The organism is Nereida sp. NH-UV-3, assembly GCF_042939535.1.
Taxonomy (GTDB): domain Bacteria; phylum Pseudomonadota; class Alphaproteobacteria; order Rhodobacterales; family Rhodobacteraceae; genus Nereida; species Nereida ignava.
Genome location: NZ_CP132157.1, coordinates 57,453 through 76,233, shown reverse-complemented (window position 1 = coordinate 76,233; position 18,781 = coordinate 57,453). Strand labels below are relative to the sequence as shown.

General features: G+C 55.3%; 14 protein-coding genes. 6 read left to right on the top strand and 8 right to left on the bottom strand.

Annotated elements, in window-relative coordinates; all coding sequences use genetic code 11:
* Positions 1-75: 75 nt before the first annotated feature.
* Entirely contained in the window at positions 76-1,137 is a 1,062-nt protein-coding gene (gene queA / locus NeNHUV3_RS00370; protein WP_391481757.1) for a tRNA preQ1(34) S-adenosylmethionine ribosyltransferase-isomerase QueA, read from the bottom strand.
* 14 nt (positions 1,138-1,151) lie between these two features.
* A complete protein-coding gene (locus NeNHUV3_RS00365; RefSeq protein ID WP_391481756.1) occupies positions 1,152-4,520 on the bottom strand; it encodes a DUF3971 domain-containing protein in 3,369 nt (1,122 codons plus the stop codon).
* A gap of 147 nt (positions 4,521-4,667) precedes the next feature.
* Between NeNHUV3_RS00365 and bcp the strand changes: the two genes are divergently transcribed.
* From bcp to NeNHUV3_RS00345, 4 genes are all read left to right on the top strand, one after another.
* The gene (gene bcp, locus NeNHUV3_RS00360) at positions 4,668-5,150 is read left to right on the top strand and encodes a thioredoxin-dependent thiol peroxidase (protein ID WP_391481754.1); all 483 of its coding nucleotides are present in this window, start codon (positions 4,668-4,670) and stop codon (positions 5,148-5,150) included.
* A gap of 41 nt (positions 5,151-5,191) precedes the next feature.
* A complete protein-coding gene (locus NeNHUV3_RS00355; protein ID WP_391481753.1) occupies positions 5,192-6,013 on the top strand; it encodes a ferritin-like domain-containing protein in 822 nt (273 codons plus the stop codon).
* 206 nt (positions 6,014-6,219) lie between these two features.
* A complete protein-coding gene (locus tag NeNHUV3_RS00350) occupies positions 6,220-7,524 on the top strand; it encodes a DUF5930 domain-containing protein (RefSeq protein ID WP_391481752.1) in 1,305 nt (434 codons plus the stop codon).
* Entirely contained in the window at positions 7,514-8,008 is a 495-nt protein-coding gene (locus tag NeNHUV3_RS00345) for a polymer-forming cytoskeletal protein (protein WP_048599096.1), read from the top strand. Before NeNHUV3_RS00350 ends, NeNHUV3_RS00345 begins: the two co-directional genes overlap by 11 nt.
* A gap of 69 nt (positions 8,009-8,077) precedes the next feature.
* On the opposite strand, the gene NeNHUV3_RS00340 is transcribed toward NeNHUV3_RS00345, so the two are convergent.
* From NeNHUV3_RS00340 to NeNHUV3_RS00320, 5 genes are all read right to left on the bottom strand, one after another.
* Positions 8,078-8,884 (bottom strand): DUF2189 domain-containing protein, encoded by an 807-nt coding sequence (locus NeNHUV3_RS00340; RefSeq protein ID WP_391481750.1) that lies wholly within the window; start codon positions 8,882-8,884, stop codon positions 8,078-8,080.
* A gap of 84 nt (positions 8,885-8,968) precedes the next feature.
* The gene (prfB, locus tag NeNHUV3_RS00335; protein WP_341246597.1) at positions 8,969-10,096 is read right to left on the bottom strand and encodes a peptide chain release factor 2; all 1,128 of its coding nucleotides are present in this window, start codon (positions 10,094-10,096) and stop codon (positions 8,969-8,971) included.
* 103 nt (positions 10,097-10,199) lie between these two features.
* The gene (locus tag NeNHUV3_RS00330; protein WP_391481749.1) at positions 10,200-12,761 is read right to left on the bottom strand and encodes a penicillin-binding protein 1A; all 2,562 of its coding nucleotides are present in this window, start codon (positions 12,759-12,761) and stop codon (positions 10,200-10,202) included.
* A gap of 98 nt (positions 12,762-12,859) precedes the next feature.
* Positions 12,860-14,095 (bottom strand): N-acetylmuramoyl-L-alanine amidase, encoded by a 1,236-nt coding sequence (locus NeNHUV3_RS00325; RefSeq protein ID WP_391481747.1) that lies wholly within the window; start codon positions 14,093-14,095, stop codon positions 12,860-12,862.
* Between the two features lie 57 nt (positions 14,096-14,152).
* Positions 14,153-15,331, bottom strand: a complete 1,179-nt coding sequence (locus tag NeNHUV3_RS00320) for a pyridoxal phosphate-dependent aminotransferase (RefSeq protein ID WP_391481746.1) — start codon at positions 15,329-15,331, stop codon at positions 14,153-14,155.
* Between the two features lie 60 nt (positions 15,332-15,391).
* Here NeNHUV3_RS00320 and NeNHUV3_RS00315 point away from each other — a divergent pair, with 60 nt between their 5' ends.
* Entirely contained in the window at positions 15,392-16,708 is a 1,317-nt protein-coding gene (locus NeNHUV3_RS00315; RefSeq protein ID WP_391481745.1) for a M48 family metalloprotease, read from the top strand.
* Complete coding sequence (locus NeNHUV3_RS00310) at positions 16,708-17,463, top strand: DsbA family protein (RefSeq protein WP_391481744.1); 756 nt, start codon at positions 16,708-16,710, stop codon at positions 17,461-17,463. The genes NeNHUV3_RS00315 and NeNHUV3_RS00310 overlap by 1 nt, the downstream gene beginning before the upstream one ends.
* On the opposite strand, the gene NeNHUV3_RS00305 is transcribed toward NeNHUV3_RS00310, so the two are convergent.
* Complete coding sequence (locus NeNHUV3_RS00305; RefSeq protein WP_391481743.1) at positions 17,460-18,764, bottom strand: sensor histidine kinase; 1,305 nt, start codon at positions 18,762-18,764, stop codon at positions 17,460-17,462. The two genes, NeNHUV3_RS00310 and NeNHUV3_RS00305, sit on opposite strands and share 4 nt — an antisense overlap.
* Positions 18,765-18,781 lie beyond the last annotated feature (17 nt).

Genomic DNA, 18,781 nt, shown 5'->3' with positions numbered 1-18,781 from the left:
CGCGTCAACAATCAACAATCAAAATCGACATTTAGTGTCGTTTTAGAAGCTTCGTTGCATGCAAGCAGCGCCGTTTCAGCCGTTTGGCAATAAAAGCGAGCTGTCACCGTAACTGAAAAACCGATATCCCGTGTGCACTGCGTGGTCGTAAATTTCTACGATCCGCTCTTGTCCCATCAGGGCCGATACAAGCATCATCAGCGTCGACTTCGGCAGATGGAAGTTTGTCATCAGACCGTCGGTGATCTGAAACTCAAAACCTGGCGTGATGAAAATGTCCGTCTCGCCCCGCCATTCAGCCAGAGTGCCGTTTTTTGCTGCACTCTCGATCAACCGAAGCGCTGTGGTCCCAACGGGAATGACGCGGCCGCCTTCTGCCTTGGTCTGATTGATCTCGGCTGCCGCGCTTTTGGTAATTTCACCCCACTCCGCGTGCATCTTATGCTCTGAAATGTCGTCAACTTTGACGGGCAAGAACGTGCCCGCCCCCACGTGAAGCGTTACTTCGGTAAAGGTGACGCCCTGTCCGGCCAGCGCTTCCAACAACGGTTTATCAAAGTGAAGCGAGGCCGTCGGGGCAGCAACGGCACCGGTATGACGTGCAAACACAGTTTGGTAATCCGTCTTATCCTGTGCGTCTGCCTTCCGCTTTGCCTCAATATATGGTGGTAAAGGCATGGTACCGGCCGCGTTCAGCGCCGCGTCAAAGTCATCACCAGTAAGGTTAAACTCCAAAATCCCCTGACCGTCGGCCTTGGCGGTAAGTGTCGCGGTGAGATCATCGGTAAATACGATAACTTCGCCTTCTGCCACTTTGCGCAAAGGTTTGATAAGTGCCGACCATCCACCATCGGGCTGTGGTGTCAACAATGTAATCTCAATCTTAGCACTCACCGGCCCCTGCCCAGCATCGCGCGTCCGTGTCCCCGTCAAGCGCGCCGGAATAACTTTGGTGTTGTTCAAAACCAAGCGGTCACCTTTGCGCAGGTATTTGGTCAAATCGGAGACCCGCGCATCCGTAATGGCGCCTGTGTTTGCACCGCTTGCCACCAACAACCGCGCGCTTGTTCGAGGCACCGCAGGACGTGTTGCAATCAAATTGTCCGGCAAATCAAAGTCAAAATCAGAGAGTTTCAATTTGTCTTAATCCTTTAGTCGTTTTCACGCTGCGGCGGTGGTCGGCGAAATATCTCACGAAACATTCCAGGCGTGAATATCGACAATGGCTGGACTTGCACAGAGGGGTTCGGTGCATTGCCAGACAAATCGAAATTGAAGCCCAACAGCCCCTCGCCCCTTCTGGTAAATACCTGACCAATCCCATTCAAAACATAGAGCGGCGATGCCACGCCCTGCATATCAATCGCACGATCGGAAAAGCGGTAAACACCGTCCATGGAAAGCCCAATCGACGGACCTGTTGCTGCGCTAGAATAAAGCGTGAGCCCTGCAGGTGAGAGCTGAAATGATGCCTCAACATTGCTAAAATAAATGCCGCCTTGCGCCATTTGATCCAGCAATCCAACGACCGAAATCGCGTTCAATAATCCTGCGAGCGTGGGCGCTTCCAAAATGCGCGTATCTGTCACCAAAAGCGTTCCGTCATACACCCCAGACCTCGGCGTTGGCTGCAATATCAGATCAAGCGCACCGCCTTTAGCGGTTTCTATTAACTTTGCCGCAGCACCAACGCCGCCCGCATCATCACTGCGCAGCCGAATAGCTGTTCCATTGGCGACCGTAACCAAAGTTCCCGTGACTACAGCACCGCCATTCACGCGTGCTCTGAAACTTCCATTAAGTCCCCCACGGGGAGTTAATTCGCCCCGTAGGTCTGTAAATGAAAGGCTGTCACTCACGATCACTCGGTCAAGGGCAATGTTCATCGCGCCACCACTCGCCCCATTCACACCGCCGCTTTCAACAGCCTGACGGGCACGGCGCAAATCCAGCCGTCCGCCGGTCACGTTAACCTTTGGAGGCTGGCCAACACCTTGCCCGACAAGCTCAACTGCGCCCGCGAACCAATCACCGACCTCAACACTTGAAAACGATGCCACCGAAAGTGTGCCGCTTTTATCAAGTGTGATCTGCCCTGCTACACGAAGTCCGCTACCGGATAACTCAAACCGGTCCACAATTGCGGGAGTGTCTGCTGTTGCAAGCCTGCCTTCCACGACCAAGCTGCCCGTTGAAGCCGCGCCTTTTTGCCAGCCCAATTCAGGAATAGAGAGTTTCGCACCACGCAAATCGGAGCGCAGCGTAAAACTGCCCCCGTTTTCGTCTAACGCCACTTCAATATCTGCTTTAGTGGCCCCAACAAAAAGCCCCTCAGGCAGTACGATCCCGAACTCCGCCAACGCGTCGCCCGTAAGATCAATGACAGCACGCAGAATTGGTTGGGAAGCGGCATCATCCTCTTGTGGCTTCCCAATGGGTTGCTGCCAAACTCCACCGAAGTTTACACCATCAAGCTTAGCCTGCCCTTTTATTTCAATACTTTGTGGAGAGACCTTAATGTCTAATCGATCTGCAGAAAGGCGACGCCCCGCAACAAGAGTATCGCTGGTAACACCAGTCAGGACGCCCTCAGCGCCAAAGGTGATTGGGTCGCTGCTGCGGTCTTTTACAAGCGGGACGTCGAGCCTCGTATTTACGTCTGCGCGCCCATCCGAAAATGTCACAGGCAAAGCGCCATCCTTCAATATCTCCAGCGGGTCTTGGTTTAATAAGGCCAGCCCTGCGGTTATTGTACTGTCTGATTTCAGGTCTAGCGAAAGCAAAGCTCTGCCGTCTTTCGGACCGACCCACAGGGTAGAGCCACCCGCATTAATGGCCCCGCCTTGGGGCGCCAAAACGGCACCACTGCTAAGCGCTAACGCAAACGCAGCACTTTCAAAGCTCGCCACGCCGACACCATTTTTGATCGGCTCCATCGGCCGCAGATAGTGAACAGTAGCATCTGAAAAATCAAAACCGCCTTGCACAATCGGCTTTTGGTTCGGCAAAATTCGAACTGCCGCGCGGCCATTTTCAAGTGTGCCCCCATCGAGATTGTTAACCAACCAATTGCGGGTAGGTCGAAGGGCCGTCAATGGCCAAAGGCTAAGGGCCGTCGCAACATCCGTTCGGTCCCCTTCAAGGTTAAGGGCCACAGACCAACCATCCATGTTTGATGCAACACGCCCATCACTTCGCACCATTGGTGCCACAGCGGCATTATTTCCCAGTGGTTGTGGCCTGCCGTAAAGTTGCCCAATATCAACTGCAAACGGATCAATTTCCATACGAAAATCAATACCCGCGTCTTGAATTTCAATCGGCGCATCAAACGCGTCAGGCGGATCAATTAGCAATTTAGAGAATGCAAATTGCCCCAGAAGCGTTTCGGGCACACCATTAGTTTGATCCCGCAAATATGCCGTTCCAGACGCGACGGCCGTGACCAAATCACTAGCAACGCGCACCTCATCAAACGTCAGCTTTTCAGCAGGGGCATCATACTGAAAATACGCCCGCGCTGAGTTAAAGGGCAAAGGTTCGCTACCCGCCACAGGCGCCAGCGCCCCTGCACCCAAATCAAGTGTGCCAAACACATCCGCAGCCTCGCCATTTGACGTAATCGCAAATCGAAGCGCACCTGAAATTGGCGCGTCAAGAACGCCGAGCCACGCGAGGCTTGGCACCTGCCCCGCAACAAGACTGGCCCGCGCGTCAGTCAAGCTCAACCCGACAGTGCCAAGTGGCAAAGGTGCCTCTGTTTCTGCCTCCGTAACCCGCCTTGGCACATCATATGTGGCAGTAAGCGTGGTGACGTCCGCCCCCCCTGTTAGCACGGCTGCATCCGCACGCATTCGAACACCTGTCCGATCTTGCTCAAGCAGGACGCGTGCGCCGTCCACGGTCAGTACTTGGCCGCTGATCGCATCTTCATATCGAACACTCAGGGAACTCGCCTCAATCGCATCAAGCGTCGTTAGCCCTGGCTGTTCAAACACAGTCGCAAGATCAAGCATAAGGCCACCGAAAGAGGCATCCGAGACACTTTGCGAACCGAAATCAAGGTTAAAGCGACCGTCGATGTTACGGCTGACCCGCGCGCGTAAACCGCTTACCTCAAGACGTTTCGCCGCCAGCTCCCCCCGCGCTAAAGCTCGCCGCAAAAGATCAATACGAACATCCGCTAACACAGCAAGGCGCGCACCGTCTTCTGTTTTCAGCTCCATGTCTTGAAGGGTTATGTGCGTGTGCAATTGCCGATCAAGTGTCACCTGAAGACCACGTACAGCGACGTTCGCGCGCGGTAATATCTCGGACAATCGGGCCTCGACGTCCTTGCGAACCCAATCAGGCGCAGTAATCGCACGGTCCAGATTGGCCCCAACCGCGATCCCCAAACCCACGACGAATAAGAACGATATCGCGGCAATACCACGCAACGTTCCCAAGAACGAACCACGTCGCTTTGACACATCGACGGCGGCAGTGTCGGTCAAATCAGGATCGGGAGAAGTGTTCATATCGAAAAGACGGCCGCTGCGCTGTGACGTGGTCTTTATATTCGCCGCTGATGACCTAAAACAAAAGACCAGAAACGCATTGCACGCGACTAAGCGGTATCCGTAGCATCCGCACCCGCGAATACAAACAAACACAGGATAGAAATCATGACACAAAAAGAACTCAACATCGGCGACACCGCACCTACTTTCACCTTGCCCCGCGATGGCGGTAAACAAGTCTCTTTAGCTGATTATGCGGGCCAAGCTGTCGTGCTCTATTTTTATCCGCGCGATGACACGCCGGGGTGTACCAAAGAAGCGATTGGCTTCACCGAAATGGCCGCAGAGTTTACCGCCGCAAACACGGTGGTGATTGGCGCATCAAAGGATAGCGTGAAAAAGCATGACAAGTTTCGCGACAAGCACAGCCTTGGCGTTGTGTTGGTATCTGACGCAGAAAGTGATTTGTGTGAGACATATGGCGTTTGGACCGAGAAAAACATGTACGGCAAAACCTACATGGGGATTGAACGTGCAACATTCTTGATTGGGCCCGATGGGAAAATCGCGCAAATTTGGCGGAAAGTGAAAGTGCCGGGGCATGTCGAAGCAGTGCTTGAGGCCGCGCGCGCCCTAGACGCCGAATAACCCTGACGCTAAACGGCCAAAACCACATAAATGGAGCGCCCATGATCCCTCTCACGCAAATGGCGACAGATGTTTTGCAAACAGCAGATGGCGCGGAAAAAACGGCCCTGTCCCGCAAGTATGCGGCGCAATGGTTTGCCTCACGCGAAGCGGGCGCTCCCATTGAAATTGGCACGACAACGCCGCCGTTGCGCCCCGCGCGCCCACAAAAACCCGCGCTGCTTGATCCGCGTGATGTGCCCCGCCGCAAACCCGGCACACCCGAAGGCCGCGTTGCCATGTTGCATGCCGTTGCCCACATCGAGCTTAACGCCGTTGATCTACACTGGGATATCATTGCACGCTTTGGTGGGCGGGTCGACTTCCCCATCGGCTTTTACGATGATTGGGTGAAATCTGCCGATGAGGAGAGCAAACATTTCGGCCTCATGAGTGATTGTTTGGCCAATTACGGCGCGCACTACGGAAGCCTTGATGCGCACGCCGGTATGTGGTCCGCCGCCGAGGATACAGCCGATGACATTCTGGGCCGCCTCGCCGTGGTTCCTATGGTGCTTGAGGCACGCGGTCTCGACGTCACACCTGGTATGATCAAGCTATTCAAACAGGCAAAAGACACCGCCGCCGTTGAAGCGATGGAAGTCATCTACGCCGAAGAAGTGCACCACGTCAGCTACGGCTCCAAATGGTTTCACTTTATGTGTGGCCGCCAAAACCTTGATCCGACGCCAACATTTCACGGCCTTGTGCGCAAATACTTCCACAGCGCGCTAAAGCCCCCGTTCAACGAAGAAAAGCGTGCGGAGGCAGGTATTCCACCGGATTTTTACTGGCCGCTCAGCGAAAGTGCTGCAGTGCGCTGAGTATCTGCACGCTGACTTTAGTATTCGGCAAGAACCCGCCAGTTTTGAGCCGCCCCAAGCCCAAGCGCCTTTGCATGAGGCCAAAATTGTTTGCGGTCCATTAACCACAGCCTTAAACCATTGTGAAAGATGTACTTTGCAGACAGGTCGCAGAGCGATCGTGACGTAACAAACAGAAACGGAACAGTTTTTTGGCGCTACCTTTGATGAACCGTTTGAACCACCGCCTTGAAAACGTCTTCCCAGAGCGGCGGTTGTTTTTGCGTTCAGACAATGAAACCCGCTACATTCTGCTCAAACCCGTGACCCAATTGGTTGGCATTGTTGGCAGTACGGCCGTTGTCGCGTGGTCAATCATCGCCACCTCAATTTTGATCATGGATAACATCGGCGCTGGCAATTTCCGCGAGCAGGCGAAACGTGATCAGGCGTTTTATCTTGAACGGCTGAACGCGCTTGCGGATGAACGTGACACCCGCGCGGCTGAAGCACTTGCCTCTCAAGAACGGTTCAACACTGCCCTGAGCCAGATTTCTGTGATGCAGACGCAATTGTTGGAAACCCAGGAACGGCGCCGTGAGCTTGAAATTGGGATGGAAGCTTTCCAAGAAACGCTGCGCCGTGTGAGCGGAGAGCGCGAAGACGCCCGTGAAAAGCTGCAAGAGTTGAACGCGTCCCTTGAGGGTGAAACTGAAACCGGACAGAACCCGCTGAGCGCTGCGCGCGACCTTGAAACCACCGTCGATTATTTAGCCGGTGCACTTTCTGAAACCGCAGGCGAGCGGGACACAGTTGTGGCAGACGCGCAGGCCGCGCTAATTGCCGCCGATGAAATGGCAGCAGAGCTTAAAATCCTTGAAGACCGCAACAACGAGATTTTCCGCACCCTAGAAGAAGCGATGACAGTTTCAGTTGAGCCGCTAGACAAAATGTTCCGCAAGGCAGGCCTGTCGACGGACAATCTTCTCAAACAAGTGCGTCGCGGGTATTCTGGACAAGGCGGCCTCCTCGCCCCTTTGTCCTTCTCGACCCGCGGGGAGATTGATCCAAGTACCGAGCGTGCCAACAGCATCATCGGCAAACTCGATGAGCTGAACCTCTATCGAATCGCTGCACAAAAAGCGCCTTTCACCATGCCCGTGAAGAACAATTACCGCTTTACCTCTGGGTTTGGCCCCCGCTGGGGCCGCATGCACAACGGCACAGATTTTGCGGCACCGGTTGGCACACCGATCTATGCACCGGCAGACGGTGTAGTAACTTTTGCTGGCTGGTCGTCAGGATATGGACGTTTGGTGAAGATCAAACACGACTTCGGCATCGAGACAAGATACGCCCACCAATCCAGAATTCGCGTAAAAGTAGGCCAAAGGGTCTCGCGCGGGGACCGGATCGGTGATATTGGCAATTCTGGCCGGTCCACTGGACCGCATTTACACTACGAGATCCGCGTTGGCGGGCGTCCCATCAACCCAATGATCTATATCAAGGCTGGTCAAAATGTTTTCTAAAAGCAAAATCAACGATCCTGCACCCAAAAGCGATGACACAACTGCGGCCCCCGCTCCTGCGGCAGCCAAAGCGCCAACGCCCGAATTCAAGCCGTCTGCGCCCAAACCGAAAGCGCCGGCATCACTGATCTCAAGCGATCTGCACGTCAAAGGCAACCTGCGCACCGCTGGCGATATACAAGTTGAAGGCGAAGTCGAAGGCGACATCCGCGCCCATTTGCTGACCATCGGCGAGAGTGCGACAATCCGCGGCGAAGTGATTGCTGACGACGTTGTCATCCACGGTCACATCGTAGGGCGCGTACGCGGTCTGAAAGTGCGCCTGACATCAACTGCACGCGTTGAGGGTGACATCATCCACAAGACAATTGCAATCGAGAGCGGCGCGCATTTCGAGGGCTCTGTTCAACGTCAGGACGACCCGCTGGCAGCCGGTGCAAAATCAGCGCCCGCGCCAAAGCCTGCGCCAACCAAACCTGAATAACAGACGACGACATACAGTTTCAAAAGGCGTCCTTCGGGGCGCCTTTTTCTTATTATCCTTCACTGAAAGTCAGCCGGACTTTTGCGGGCAGGCATGATCTGAAATCTGTTGGATTTTATACAGGTGCCATGTGGCGTGCCCAAAAAGTGGCAGCATAATAAACATTCCTAGAAATGCGGGGATAATAGCCGCAACCGTAGCCAAGCCAATCACCGCCCCCCAGATCATATAGGGCACGGGATACGCCATCACCTGAGCAATTGATGCTAGACCCGCAGTCATGAAATCAACGTCGCGATCAATAAGCATCGGCAATCCGAAAAGCGTCATTGAGAAAATCAGCGTCGAAAAGACAGCGCCAACGCCTGTGCCGAGTGCCAGCATCGTAAGGCCGTTGGCGCTTAGAAACACCTCTGCACTGGACGAAATGTTGACCATCGGCTGTAGCCCCAAAAACAGCGCAAAAAGCATATGCCCAAGGAAAAACCAAAATAGCAGCATCACCACAATGATCACCGCAAGCCACGGCACTTGTCCATTTTTAAGCGCCCAGATAGCCCGTAAAATGCCCCACATTGTGATGGGTCGCCCACGATGATGTTGCCAACTGATCAGATAAAACCCAAGTGCCGCAAGAGAGCCAACCATTGGAAATCCCATAACCGCAAGCACCAACCAATAGCTGTGTCCTGCGGCATATGTCAGCGTGGAAATCGCAAGGCCGATGATTACAAAGGCCCCCGCAAACACCAGTGTAAACGCTGGGTAGCGCACCATATCAACCGCCCCTGCCCGAAGCGCACGCAGAAAATCACGGCGCTTAGGGGCACGAAACTTCGTCACACCATGCGGTCTATTTTTCAGGTAGTCATCCATAAGACGAGCGTAGCGCGCAGTGGATAAAGCGGTCAATCTTTGCCACGGAGCAGCGTCTATTGGCCAGCTAACTGCGGGGCTACGTTAGTCTTCTGCGTTAGCTTCTGCGCGCGATTTACCCGAAACATTCATCGCCAGCGTCGCCCCCATCAAGCCATCGAGATCACCGTCGAGAACCCCTTTTGTGTCGGACGTCTCAAAACTGGTGCGCAGGTCTTTCACCATCTGGTAAGGTTGCAGCACATACGAGCGGATTTGGTTGCCCCATCCTGCATCGCCTTTGTTTTCGTGCGCTTCGTTGATGGCCGCGTTACGGCGATCCAATTCCATTTGATACAAGCGTGATTTCAACGCCTTCATCGCAATATCGCGGTTCTGGTGTTGGGATTTCTCAGAACTGGTCACAACAATACCTGTCGGGTTGTGTGTAATCCGGACGGCCGAGTCAGTGGTGTTCACGTGCTGTCCGCCCGCCCCAGATGAACGATACGTATCAATCCGGATATCAGCGGGGTTCACCTCAATGTCGATGTTGTCGTCCACAACCGGATAAACCCAGACAGACGTGAAGGACGTGTGCCGCTTGGCGGCGCTATCAAACGGGCTGATGCGTACCAAACGGTGCACACCGCTCTCGGACTTCAACCAGCCATAGGCGTTCGGACCACTGATCTTGTAAGCCGCAGATTTAATACCCGCTTCGTCACCTGCCGATTCCGATTGCAGCTCCACTTTATAGCCCTTCTTTTCAGCCCAACGGACATACATCCGCGCCAGCATGCTTGCCCAATCACACGACTCTGTTCCGCCGGCACCTGCGTTAATTTCAAGGAAGGTATCGTTGCCGTCCGCCTCGCCGTTCAGCAATGCCTCAAGCTCCTTCGCAGCGGCCGTTTCTTTCAGGTCGCGCAGGGCTTGCTCGGCTTCTGCCACCACATCCGCGTCGTCTTCCATTTCGCCCAATTCAATCAACTCAATGTTATCTGCCAAGGCTTGGGTCAGGTTTTTCTCAACGGTCATGGCATCAACCAGAACCTGTCGTTCGCGCATTAACTTTTGCGCGTTGTCCGGATCATTCCAGAGGTCTGGATCTTCCGTGCGGGCATTGAACTCTTCAAGGCGGTACGGCGCAGTCTCGATATCCATACGTTGGCGGACCAACTCAAGGGACTTTTCGATTTCAGTAACGATGTTCTGGATTTCTGCGCGCATAAAATTTCAGGCCTTCAACTTGTCTGCCCCTGCTCTAGCCTAGGGGCGCGCGCCCCACAAGCCGGACCCGCAGAGGCGCCGCCCGCAGGCGGCAGTCATTTGTCTAATACAGACCACCAGATGAGAGTGAGCCAAAGCTCGCTTTGGGCGCAACACGGGCCTTTTTGCCGCTGGATGTGGTAACCTCACGGCTGGTCGCTTCCGCCACATCATCAAAGAGCGGAAGATCACTGCCCATTGCAAAGCCACCATCAAACGTCACCCCAAAGAGCGGCTCTTCGCCCTCGCGAAAACATTCCGACACGATACCCTCACCAGACGCATCTTGGGGCAAACGCGCACCCGTGATCCGGTCGATCTTGAGAAACTGACAGCTGCTTGGCACATCAAAAGAACCACCACCGTATTTCTCAACCGCTTTTGTCATGAACTGATTGAAAACCGGTCCGCACATACCGCCACCTGATGCCCCACGCCCAAGGCCGCGCGGTGTATCATGCCCGATGTAGCACCCCGCCACGATGTTCGACGTGAACCCCACAAACCAGACGTCTTTGGCGTCATTTGTCGTACCGGTCTTACCTGCCACGGGCACCGACAGATTTACCGTTGAGCGCGCTGTGCCCCGCTCAACCACACCGCTCAGCATCGATGTCAGCTGATAGGCGGTGATAGGATCAAGTACCCGCTCGCGGTTTGAAGTGATCCGCGGGGCAAAACCGGCCTCAAGGCTAGCAAATTGACAATCCTCACAGACGCGCTGGTCATGCTTATAAACTGTGCGCCCAAACCGGTCTTGCACGCGGTCAACCAATGTCGGCTCAACACGCTCACCGCCGTTGGCAAACATTGCATAGGCCGCGACCACATTGAACAGCGTTGTTTCCTGACTGCCCAAAGAGTTTGCCAAAAAGCGGCGCATCTCATCGGGGCCGTAGATGCCAAAGCGTTCCGCATAATCACCCACAACATCCATACCCGTTTCTTGGGCCAGGCGGATCGTCATCAAGTTACGAGACTGCTCAATCCCTGTGCGCACAGGCGTCGGGCCATAGAATTGCTTCGAGGCATTCTGCGGGCGCCACAGCCCTTGGGGGGTATCAATTTCAATTGGCGCATCCACCACGATTGTTGCGGGCGTGTAGCCACTATCCAAGGCTGCTGCGTAGACGAACGGCTTAAATGAAGAACCAGGCTGGCGCTTGGCTTGGGTGGCACGGTTGAACACAGAATGCTGGTATGAAAACCCGCCCTGCATGGCCAGAACGCGGCCCGTGTTGACGTCCATTGCCATAAAGCCGCCCTGCACTTCGGGTACTTGGCGCAGGGTCCAGCGGATAAAACTGCCATCTGCATCTGCGGTCATGCGGCGGACGTGCACAACCTCACCCACCTTTAGCAAGTCTGCAGGCACGCGGGCTTGGCGGCCGGTACTGCCATCGGCATTTTGGCGGCGCGCCCATGTCACGTCATTGGCCGCGATCACACCACCCGCTTCAGGATCTGCGACCCCTTCGATCCCAAGACGTGCACTGTCACCAGATACACTAAGGACCACCGCCGGATACCATTTGTTCTCAAGCGAGATATCGCGCGAAATATCAACGTTGCTGAGCGCCTCGCGCCACGCCGCCTCATCTTCCAGTACTTCTTCAGGCAGTGTTTTACCCGTAGGTCGCCAGATACCGATGTTGCGATCGTAGGCTTCCAAACCGCGCTGCAGGGCATCAGCGGCCTCAACCTGCATCTCGGGATCGATTGTGGCGCGGACTGACATGCCGCCACTGAAAAACTCGTCCTCTCCAAAATCGCGGCTCAACTGGCGGCGAATTTCATCTGTGAAATAATCGCGGTCCGGAAGTTGCGCCTTAAAGCCTTCGTAATCGCCACTTTGTACCGTGCGAAGGGGTTCTTCTTTGGCCAACTCATATTGATCGCGGGTGATGTAGCCGTTCTCCATCATCTCGCGCAGGACAAAATTGCGGCGCGTCACAGCGCGCTCAACCTGCCGCACCGGATGATAGCGCGACGGCGCTTTTGGCAGCACTGCAAGATAGGCCGCCTCACTGACAGTCAGTTCAGAAAGACCCTTGTTGAAATAGGTCTGCGCCGCAGCGGCAACACCGTATGAGTTTTGCCCAAGAAAAATTTCGTTCAGGTAAAGCTCAAGAATTTCGTCTTTGCTAAGTGTGTCTTCGATGCGCGTGGCAAGGATCAACTCTTTGATCTTGCGCTCAGCCGACCTGTCCCCCGACAGCAAAAAGTTTTTCATCACCTGCTGCGTGATCGTCGAAGCCCCGCGCACATCAGAGCCACGCGATTTCACCGCATCAACCGCAGCCGCCGCCATCCCGCGCGCATCATAGCCCGCATGGGTGTAGAAATTCTTATCTTCCGCCGAAATAAACGCACCCTTGACCAGCTCAGGGATCTCATCTGCGGGCGAGAACAACCGCCGCTCGCGCGCGAATTCATCAATCACGCGGCCCTCGCCGGAATAAATCCGGCTAATCGTCGGTGGTGTGTATTGCGCAAGACTTTCGTGGCTGGGAAGATCACGGCCGTACATCCAAAAGACAGCCCCAATGGTCAGCGCCCCAAAGAAAAGCGCCAAAGTCACACTGCTGAAAATCGCACCAAAGAAAGAAAAAATCGACCGCAGCATTTAATCCACCTGAATGCCCTGAACTCTGAATAGGGTATATAGTGGGGGCGCAGGCGCGTCAAAACAACCCGCATCACAGTTGTGCGAAAGACCGCCGCTCACTGACGTGTCCGTTTGGCCAATTCCGCATCCTCAGCCGCCCAAAGGCGAACCCCAGCCACCAGCCCCAAAATTGCCTGGGCGCGCCATTCAGGGTTGGTTAAATTTGCAAGGTCTTGGGCGTCCGACATGAACCCCAACTCGACCAAGACTGATGGAATATCTGGCGCCTTTAGCACTGCAAAGCCCGCCTGTCTGCGCGGGCGCGAGTTGATCCCGTCAACGCTGGCTTTGATGCCGCCCACTAATAATTCCGCCAACCGATCCGCGCGCGGTTGGGTTTCACGCCGCGCCAGATCAATCAAAACGCCGGCTACAGTGTCGTCTTGCCCCACAAGGTCCACGCCGCCCAAAATATCACTTCGGTCATGGCCGCGGGCCAACTGTGCGCTGGCCGCATCGGTCGCCTCATCAGCAAGGGTGTACACCGTAGCACCCCGCGCCCCACCGCCGCTTAGCGCGTCTGCATGTAGCGATATCAACACATCCGCTTGCGTTTTATGGGCAATCGAAACCCGTTCGCGCAAGGACACAAACACATCATCGTTGCGGGTCAAAATAACGTGGTGCCCATCGCGTATCAGCGCCTCGCCCAAAGCCCGAGCAAAGCCCAACATAAGAGCTGCTTCTTGGTAGGATCCTACCTCGGCGCCCGGATCAATACCGCCGTGCCCGGGGTCCAAAACAATGGTCAGGCCCTGATCGGCCACATTGGCATCGCTGTCTTGGACACCTGCCGTGCCCTCAATTGCCAACGCAACTCCGCGCCCATCTGCTTCAACAGCTGCGGCAAAACCGTCCTCATCCGTCTGGCGTAGAACAAAGCTAAGCATCGCGCCGCTGCCGTCTTGTTTGATCCGCATCTGCGATTTGCCAACGATCATCGGCCCATCCAGTGTGAGCACCATCCGCGACCATCCAGCCCGAATTTGGCCGAACCCAACATCCGTTACACGTTGTGAGCGGATCATATCATCAACATTAGCTTCGCCAGACAGGCCATTGAAATCAATTATAACTCTATGAGGTTCGTTCACATGTTTAATACGAAAAGGGACACCTTGGGTTAGTGACAATTGCACATCAACACCGCGCCAAATCGGAGAAACAGAACTGTCCTGCACCCGCAAATCCGCCCGCGCCGTCAGCGTTTGCGCCAACAGGCCGAATGGCTGCACAACCAAAGCGAGACAAAAAATAATTGCCAAAAAGATACAGTTTGAAAAACGGGGCATGACTAACCGTGCTGATGTTTCTTCAAATGTAGCGGACATGCAGCGTGGGCGCAAAGCTTAGCCCGCACGCGCGGACATAAAGGCAGTCAGTCGCGCCAACCCTTCGATAATGTCGGCCGTGCCGCGTGCATATGAAAACCGCAAGGTGGTCGCACCGCGCACAGGGTCGAAATCCAAACCGGGGGTTACGGCAACGCCAGCCTCATTCAAAATTTCTGACGCAAATGCACGGCTATCGTCTGTGTACTCACTGACATCCGCGTAAACATAAACCGCACCATCGGGCGGTGCAATCTTGTCAAAGCCCGCCTTGGGCAACCCATCCAACATCAAGCGGCGGTTTTCGCGGTACACATCCATATTCGCCTGCAGTTCTTCGTCACAATCCATCGCGGCTAAAGCAGCAACTTGGGCCACATGAGGGGCACAGATGAACAGGTTTTGGGCCAAGCGTTCTACGCGGCGAACCTGATCTTGGGGCACAACCATCCAGCCCACGCGCCAGCCGGTCATGCTGAAATATTTGGAAAACGAGTTGATGACCCACGCGTCGTCGCTGATCTCCAACGCCGTTACCGCTTTGGCCTCATATTCAATGCCGTGATAAATCTCGTCACTGATAAAGGCAGCGCCCTCTGCCGCGCAGGCCTCGATGAGCGCGCGCATCGCATCGTGGTCCAACATGGTGCCAGACGGGTTGGCCGGCGAGGCCACCAACATGCCATCAAACTTACGCCCACCGTCTTTGACAGCGTCTAAAATATCGTGCGCCACGGGCTGCAGGCGGTTTTCCGCGCGGGTTTGCAGATCAACAGGTTCCACGTTGAGGGCTTTGAAAATCTGGCGGTAGCTTGGATAGCCCGGCGCCCCAATCGCCACGCGGTCACCTGCATCAAAAAGCGCTGTAAATGCCAAGACAAACGCGCCGCTGCTACCGGGGGTGATGATGATGCGTTCTGGATCTACCGCAACACCGTACCAATCCATGTATAGCTGGCTGATACGCGCACGAAGCGCGGGCAAGCCTTTGGCGACAGTATAGCCAAGCGCGTCGTCTTCCATCGCTTTTGCCGCTGCGGCGCGTGCGCCCGCAGGTGCACCTGTGCCGGGCTGGCCGACCTCCATGTGGATAATAGTCCGGCCCTCGGCCTCAAGGCTTGCGGCTTCTGCCATCACGTCCATCACAATAAAGGGATCAACCGTGCCTCGCACCGATCCTTGTCTTGAAGTTCCCATGATGCCCTCCGATACTGCTTGTGAGTTCAAGACCAAACCCATGCGCGAAGGTCAATCATCATGTGGGCGAAAGTTATCTTGGCGTGTGCGTTGTGTATTGCCGCCATCCCCAGTTACGCCGTGACATTGCTGCGCGACGCAGAAGTTGAACGCGGCCTGCGGTCGATTGCCCAACCTATTTTCCAAGCCGCCGGCCTAAGCGCGTCACGGACCAAAATTCTGCTGGTCGACAACCAATCGCTCAATGCGTTTGTGATCGATGGCTCGGCTATTTTTATCCATTCAGGCCTGATCATGCGCATGGGCCGCGTCGAGGAATTACAGGCCGTTATCGCCCATGAAGCGGCCCACATTGCCAACCGGCATCTGGCACGCCGCGCCGCCAACTTTCAAAACGCGCGCACCGCTGCGGGCATTGGAACGGCTTTGTCATTGATCGTCGGAGCCGCAGCAGGCAGCCCCGAGGCAGGTGCCGCTGCCGCTGTCGGTTCATCAGGGTCCGCGCTTCGCCGCTTTTTCGGCCACACCCGCGCCGAAGAAAGCAGCGCAGATCAATCCGGAGGCCGCTATATGGTGCGCGCAGGGATTGACCCAAGTGCCGCCGTTGATGTGATGCGCCTTTTTCGCGGGCAAGAGGCGCTAAACATTGGACGTCAGGACCCTTATGTGCGCACCCATCCGCTGACCCGTGACCGTATTCGGGCCCTTGAAGCATTTGCCGCAGGCAACGCGGGCGACTACCCGACCCCTGCACTAAACGCCGCGTGGTTCGAGATTATCCAAGGCAAGATCAGCGCCTACTCCCGCGCACCAAGCTGGACGTTGCGCCGGACCCGCGGCCAAAACGACCACGTCGCGCTGATGCGCCAAGCAATTGCCCACCACCGCAAACCCGACCGCGACAAAACCCGCGCCACACTAAAGCGACTTGTCGCCAAAGCACCGGATAATCCGTACGTGCACGAACTTGACGGGCAACTGAAACTGGAAGGCCGTGACTTTGACGCGGCCGTTGCTGCATACGGCCGCGCTGTGCGCCTTGCACCAAATGAGCCACTTATTCTGGGCGGCTACGGGCGTGCTCTGTTGGCGGTTGGCCAAAATGCAAAGGCCCGCGACACACTTGAACGGGCGCGCGCACGCGACCCTCTTGATGGGCGCATTTTGCGTGATCTTGGCACCGCTTACGCCAAAACCGGAAACAACGGGATGGCGTCCCTTAGCATTGCCGAACGCTATGCGTTGCGGGGCCGTTTGAAAGACGCCGCCATACATGCAAACCGCGCTGCAGGGTTGTTGCCCCGTGGCTCTGCCCCTTGGCAACGAGCCAATGATGTGCTTGCTGCTGCCAAGACCTCAGAAAAAGGAAAACGTTGATGATCCGCCAAACTGCCAAAGCCCTCGCCTTTACGGTGGGAACCGCCCTACTGGGAACTGCCGCGCAGGCGACTGATTTATCTGCGTTAACCGCCGCTGAACGGGCTGATTTTCGGGCCGAAGTTCGCGCCTACCTACTCGAGAACCCAGATGTGTTGATGGAAGCTTTTGCAGTTTTGGAGCAACGCCAAGCGCAACAAGCCGCTCAAAACGATGCGCAGCTTTTAGCCGTAAACGCCAAGGCGCTTTATGAAGACCCCAACGCATGGGTCGGCGGCAACCCTGAGGGTGATGTGACGATCGTTGAGTTTATCGACTACCGCTGTGGCTACTGCCGCAAAGCACACTCAGAAGTTGAGCAACTGGTCCAATCGGACAAAAACATCCGCCTCATCGTGAAAGAATTTCCGATCTTGGGCAAAGACAGTCTACGCAGCTCGCAATTTGCGATTGCTGTAAAACTGCTGCACGGAAATGACGCCTACAAACTGGCCCATGATGCGCTGATTAGCCTAAAGCAAGGCACCTCTGACACCACATTGAGCCGTCTTGCAAGCAGCCTTGGCTTCAACGGTGATGAGGTGCTGGCAAAGATGAACGGTGTAGAGGTCAAGGCAATCATCGACGACAACCGTCTGCTAGGCCAGCGTCTATCTATTACGGGCACGCCGACTTTTGTGATGGGTGATCAAATGGTACGCGGTTATGTCCCACTGGACGGGATGCGCGATATCGTGGGCCAAGAACGCAGCTAAGCGGCGGACACGGGCATCGGAAGTTCATCACCGGTGTAGACGGGAAAATGCAGGCCTACACGGGTACCCTCACCCACTGTGCTGACCAGATCTAGGCGTCCATTTGACTGCTCCATAAAGCCGCGCGCCATGGACAGACCCAAACCGGACCCCTCGCCGACTGGCTTGGTTGTGAAATACGGCTCGAACACTTTTTCCAGCAAATGCGGCTCGATCCCGTTTCCGGTGTCACTAATCCAAAGGCTGAGTGTTTCTTGATCAAGCAGGCGCGTTGCACTGGCATCAATCATGATGTGCCCCCCGTTTTTCATGGCATCGCGGGCGTTGAGGATCAGGTTTAGCACCACGGTTTCAAGCTTACCTGCATCCACGTAAATCGCGGGCAGTCCCGTAAAGATGCCAAGTACAATCTGATGTCGGTCGCCCAGCAAACGTGCCGCAAGGGTGGTGACTGTATCACAAATCTCACTAACAGAGGTCTTGCGCGGCAAAAGGGTTGAACGGCGCGAGAAGGCCAGTAACTGGCTTGTCAGATCTGCCCCGCGCCACGCCGCGTCCTCAGCCTCACGCAGCAGTATTTCCAACTCCCACGGGTTCTTGGCCGTATTGCGCATCTCAAGGTTGCCTAAAATCACTGCGAGCAAATTGTTGAAATCATGGGCGACACCCCCCGTCAGCTGACCCACCGCACGCAAACGGTCTGCGTCACGCTCACCTTCCTGAACGATGGTGATGGTGTCGCGAAATTTCGATAATCTAAGCACTGCATATGCAAGATACATCCCAAAGCCAGCCACTGAAACGGCCATGATGAGACCATTTGGGTAAAACCCAACCCGCGCTGAATGCACAGCTCCCATGCCAGCCGCACATAAAATCAAAAGCATCAGTTCAAGGCGCAAAAACGTCGTTTTCATCGCCCTCATGGACACCAGTCGCGCAGTCTCACCCGCAAACAACAGCATCCCCAACACCTGTGCCGTGGGTTGCGGATATGCGAAAAGATACAAGATCAGACCAAGCAGGATGATGACCGTGACCGCAAACAAAAAGCCAACCCACACAAACAGCCCAAAGTTGACGTACCTCGGCATCAAACTCACCGTGGTGGCATATACAACAACCGCAATCCCGTAGGCGCCGAACATCAGCACAAACGCCGCATCGTCCAGCCAAAAAGACAACATGATTGAGGCCGTCGCCATGATCAGAAGGCGCAGCCACATTTCGGGATTGCTAAAATTATCGTTGGACTTTACGCCGCGCAAATCAAAGCGACGCTGCACTAAATTAACTACCATCACGCAGCAGTTTATAC

Excerpts from the sequence above, each read along its gene's own strand:
- NeNHUV3_RS00320 (WP_391481746.1), bottom strand. The coding sequence starts at position 15,331 with ATGGGAACTTCAAGACAAGGATCGGTGCGAGGCACGGTTGATCCCTTT.
- NeNHUV3_RS00340 (WP_391481750.1), bottom strand. The coding sequence starts at position 8,884 with ATGGATGACTACCTGAAAAATAGACCGCATGGTGTGACGAAGTTTCGT.
- NeNHUV3_RS00350 (WP_391481752.1), top strand. The coding sequence starts at position 6,220 with ATGAACCGTTTGAACCACCGCCTTGAAAACGTCTTCCCAGAGCGGCGG.
- NeNHUV3_RS00365 (WP_391481756.1), bottom strand. The coding sequence starts at position 4,520 with ATGAACACTTCTCCCGATCCTGATTTGACCGACACTGCCGCCGTCGAT.
- NeNHUV3_RS00310 (WP_391481744.1), top strand. The coding sequence starts at position 16,708 with ATGATCCGCCAAACTGCCAAAGCCCTCGCCTTTACGGTGGGAACCGCC.
- NeNHUV3_RS00305 (WP_391481743.1), bottom strand. The coding sequence starts at position 18,764 with ATGGTAGTTAATTTAGTGCAGCGTCGCTTTGATTTGCGCGGCGTAAAG.
- NeNHUV3_RS00330 (WP_391481749.1), bottom strand. The coding sequence starts at position 12,761 with ATGCTGCGGTCGATTTTTTCTTTCTTTGGTGCGATTTTCAGCAGTGTG.
- NeNHUV3_RS00315 (WP_391481745.1), top strand. The coding sequence starts at position 15,392 with ATGTGGGCGAAAGTTATCTTGGCGTGTGCGTTGTGTATTGCCGCCATC.
- bcp (WP_391481754.1), top strand. The coding sequence starts at position 4,668 with ATGACACAAAAAGAACTCAACATCGGCGACACCGCACCTACTTTCACC.
- NeNHUV3_RS00325 (WP_391481747.1), bottom strand. The coding sequence starts at position 14,095 with ATGCCCCGTTTTTCAAACTGTATCTTTTTGGCAATTATTTTTTGTCTC.
- NeNHUV3_RS00345 (WP_048599096.1), top strand. The coding sequence starts at position 7,514 with ATGTTTTCTAAAAGCAAAATCAACGATCCTGCACCCAAAAGCGATGAC.
- NeNHUV3_RS00355 (WP_391481753.1), top strand. The coding sequence starts at position 5,192 with ATGATCCCTCTCACGCAAATGGCGACAGATGTTTTGCAAACAGCAGAT.
- prfB (WP_341246597.1), bottom strand. The coding sequence starts at position 10,096 with ATGCGCGCAGAAATCCAGAACATCGTTACTGAAATCGAAAAGTCCCTT.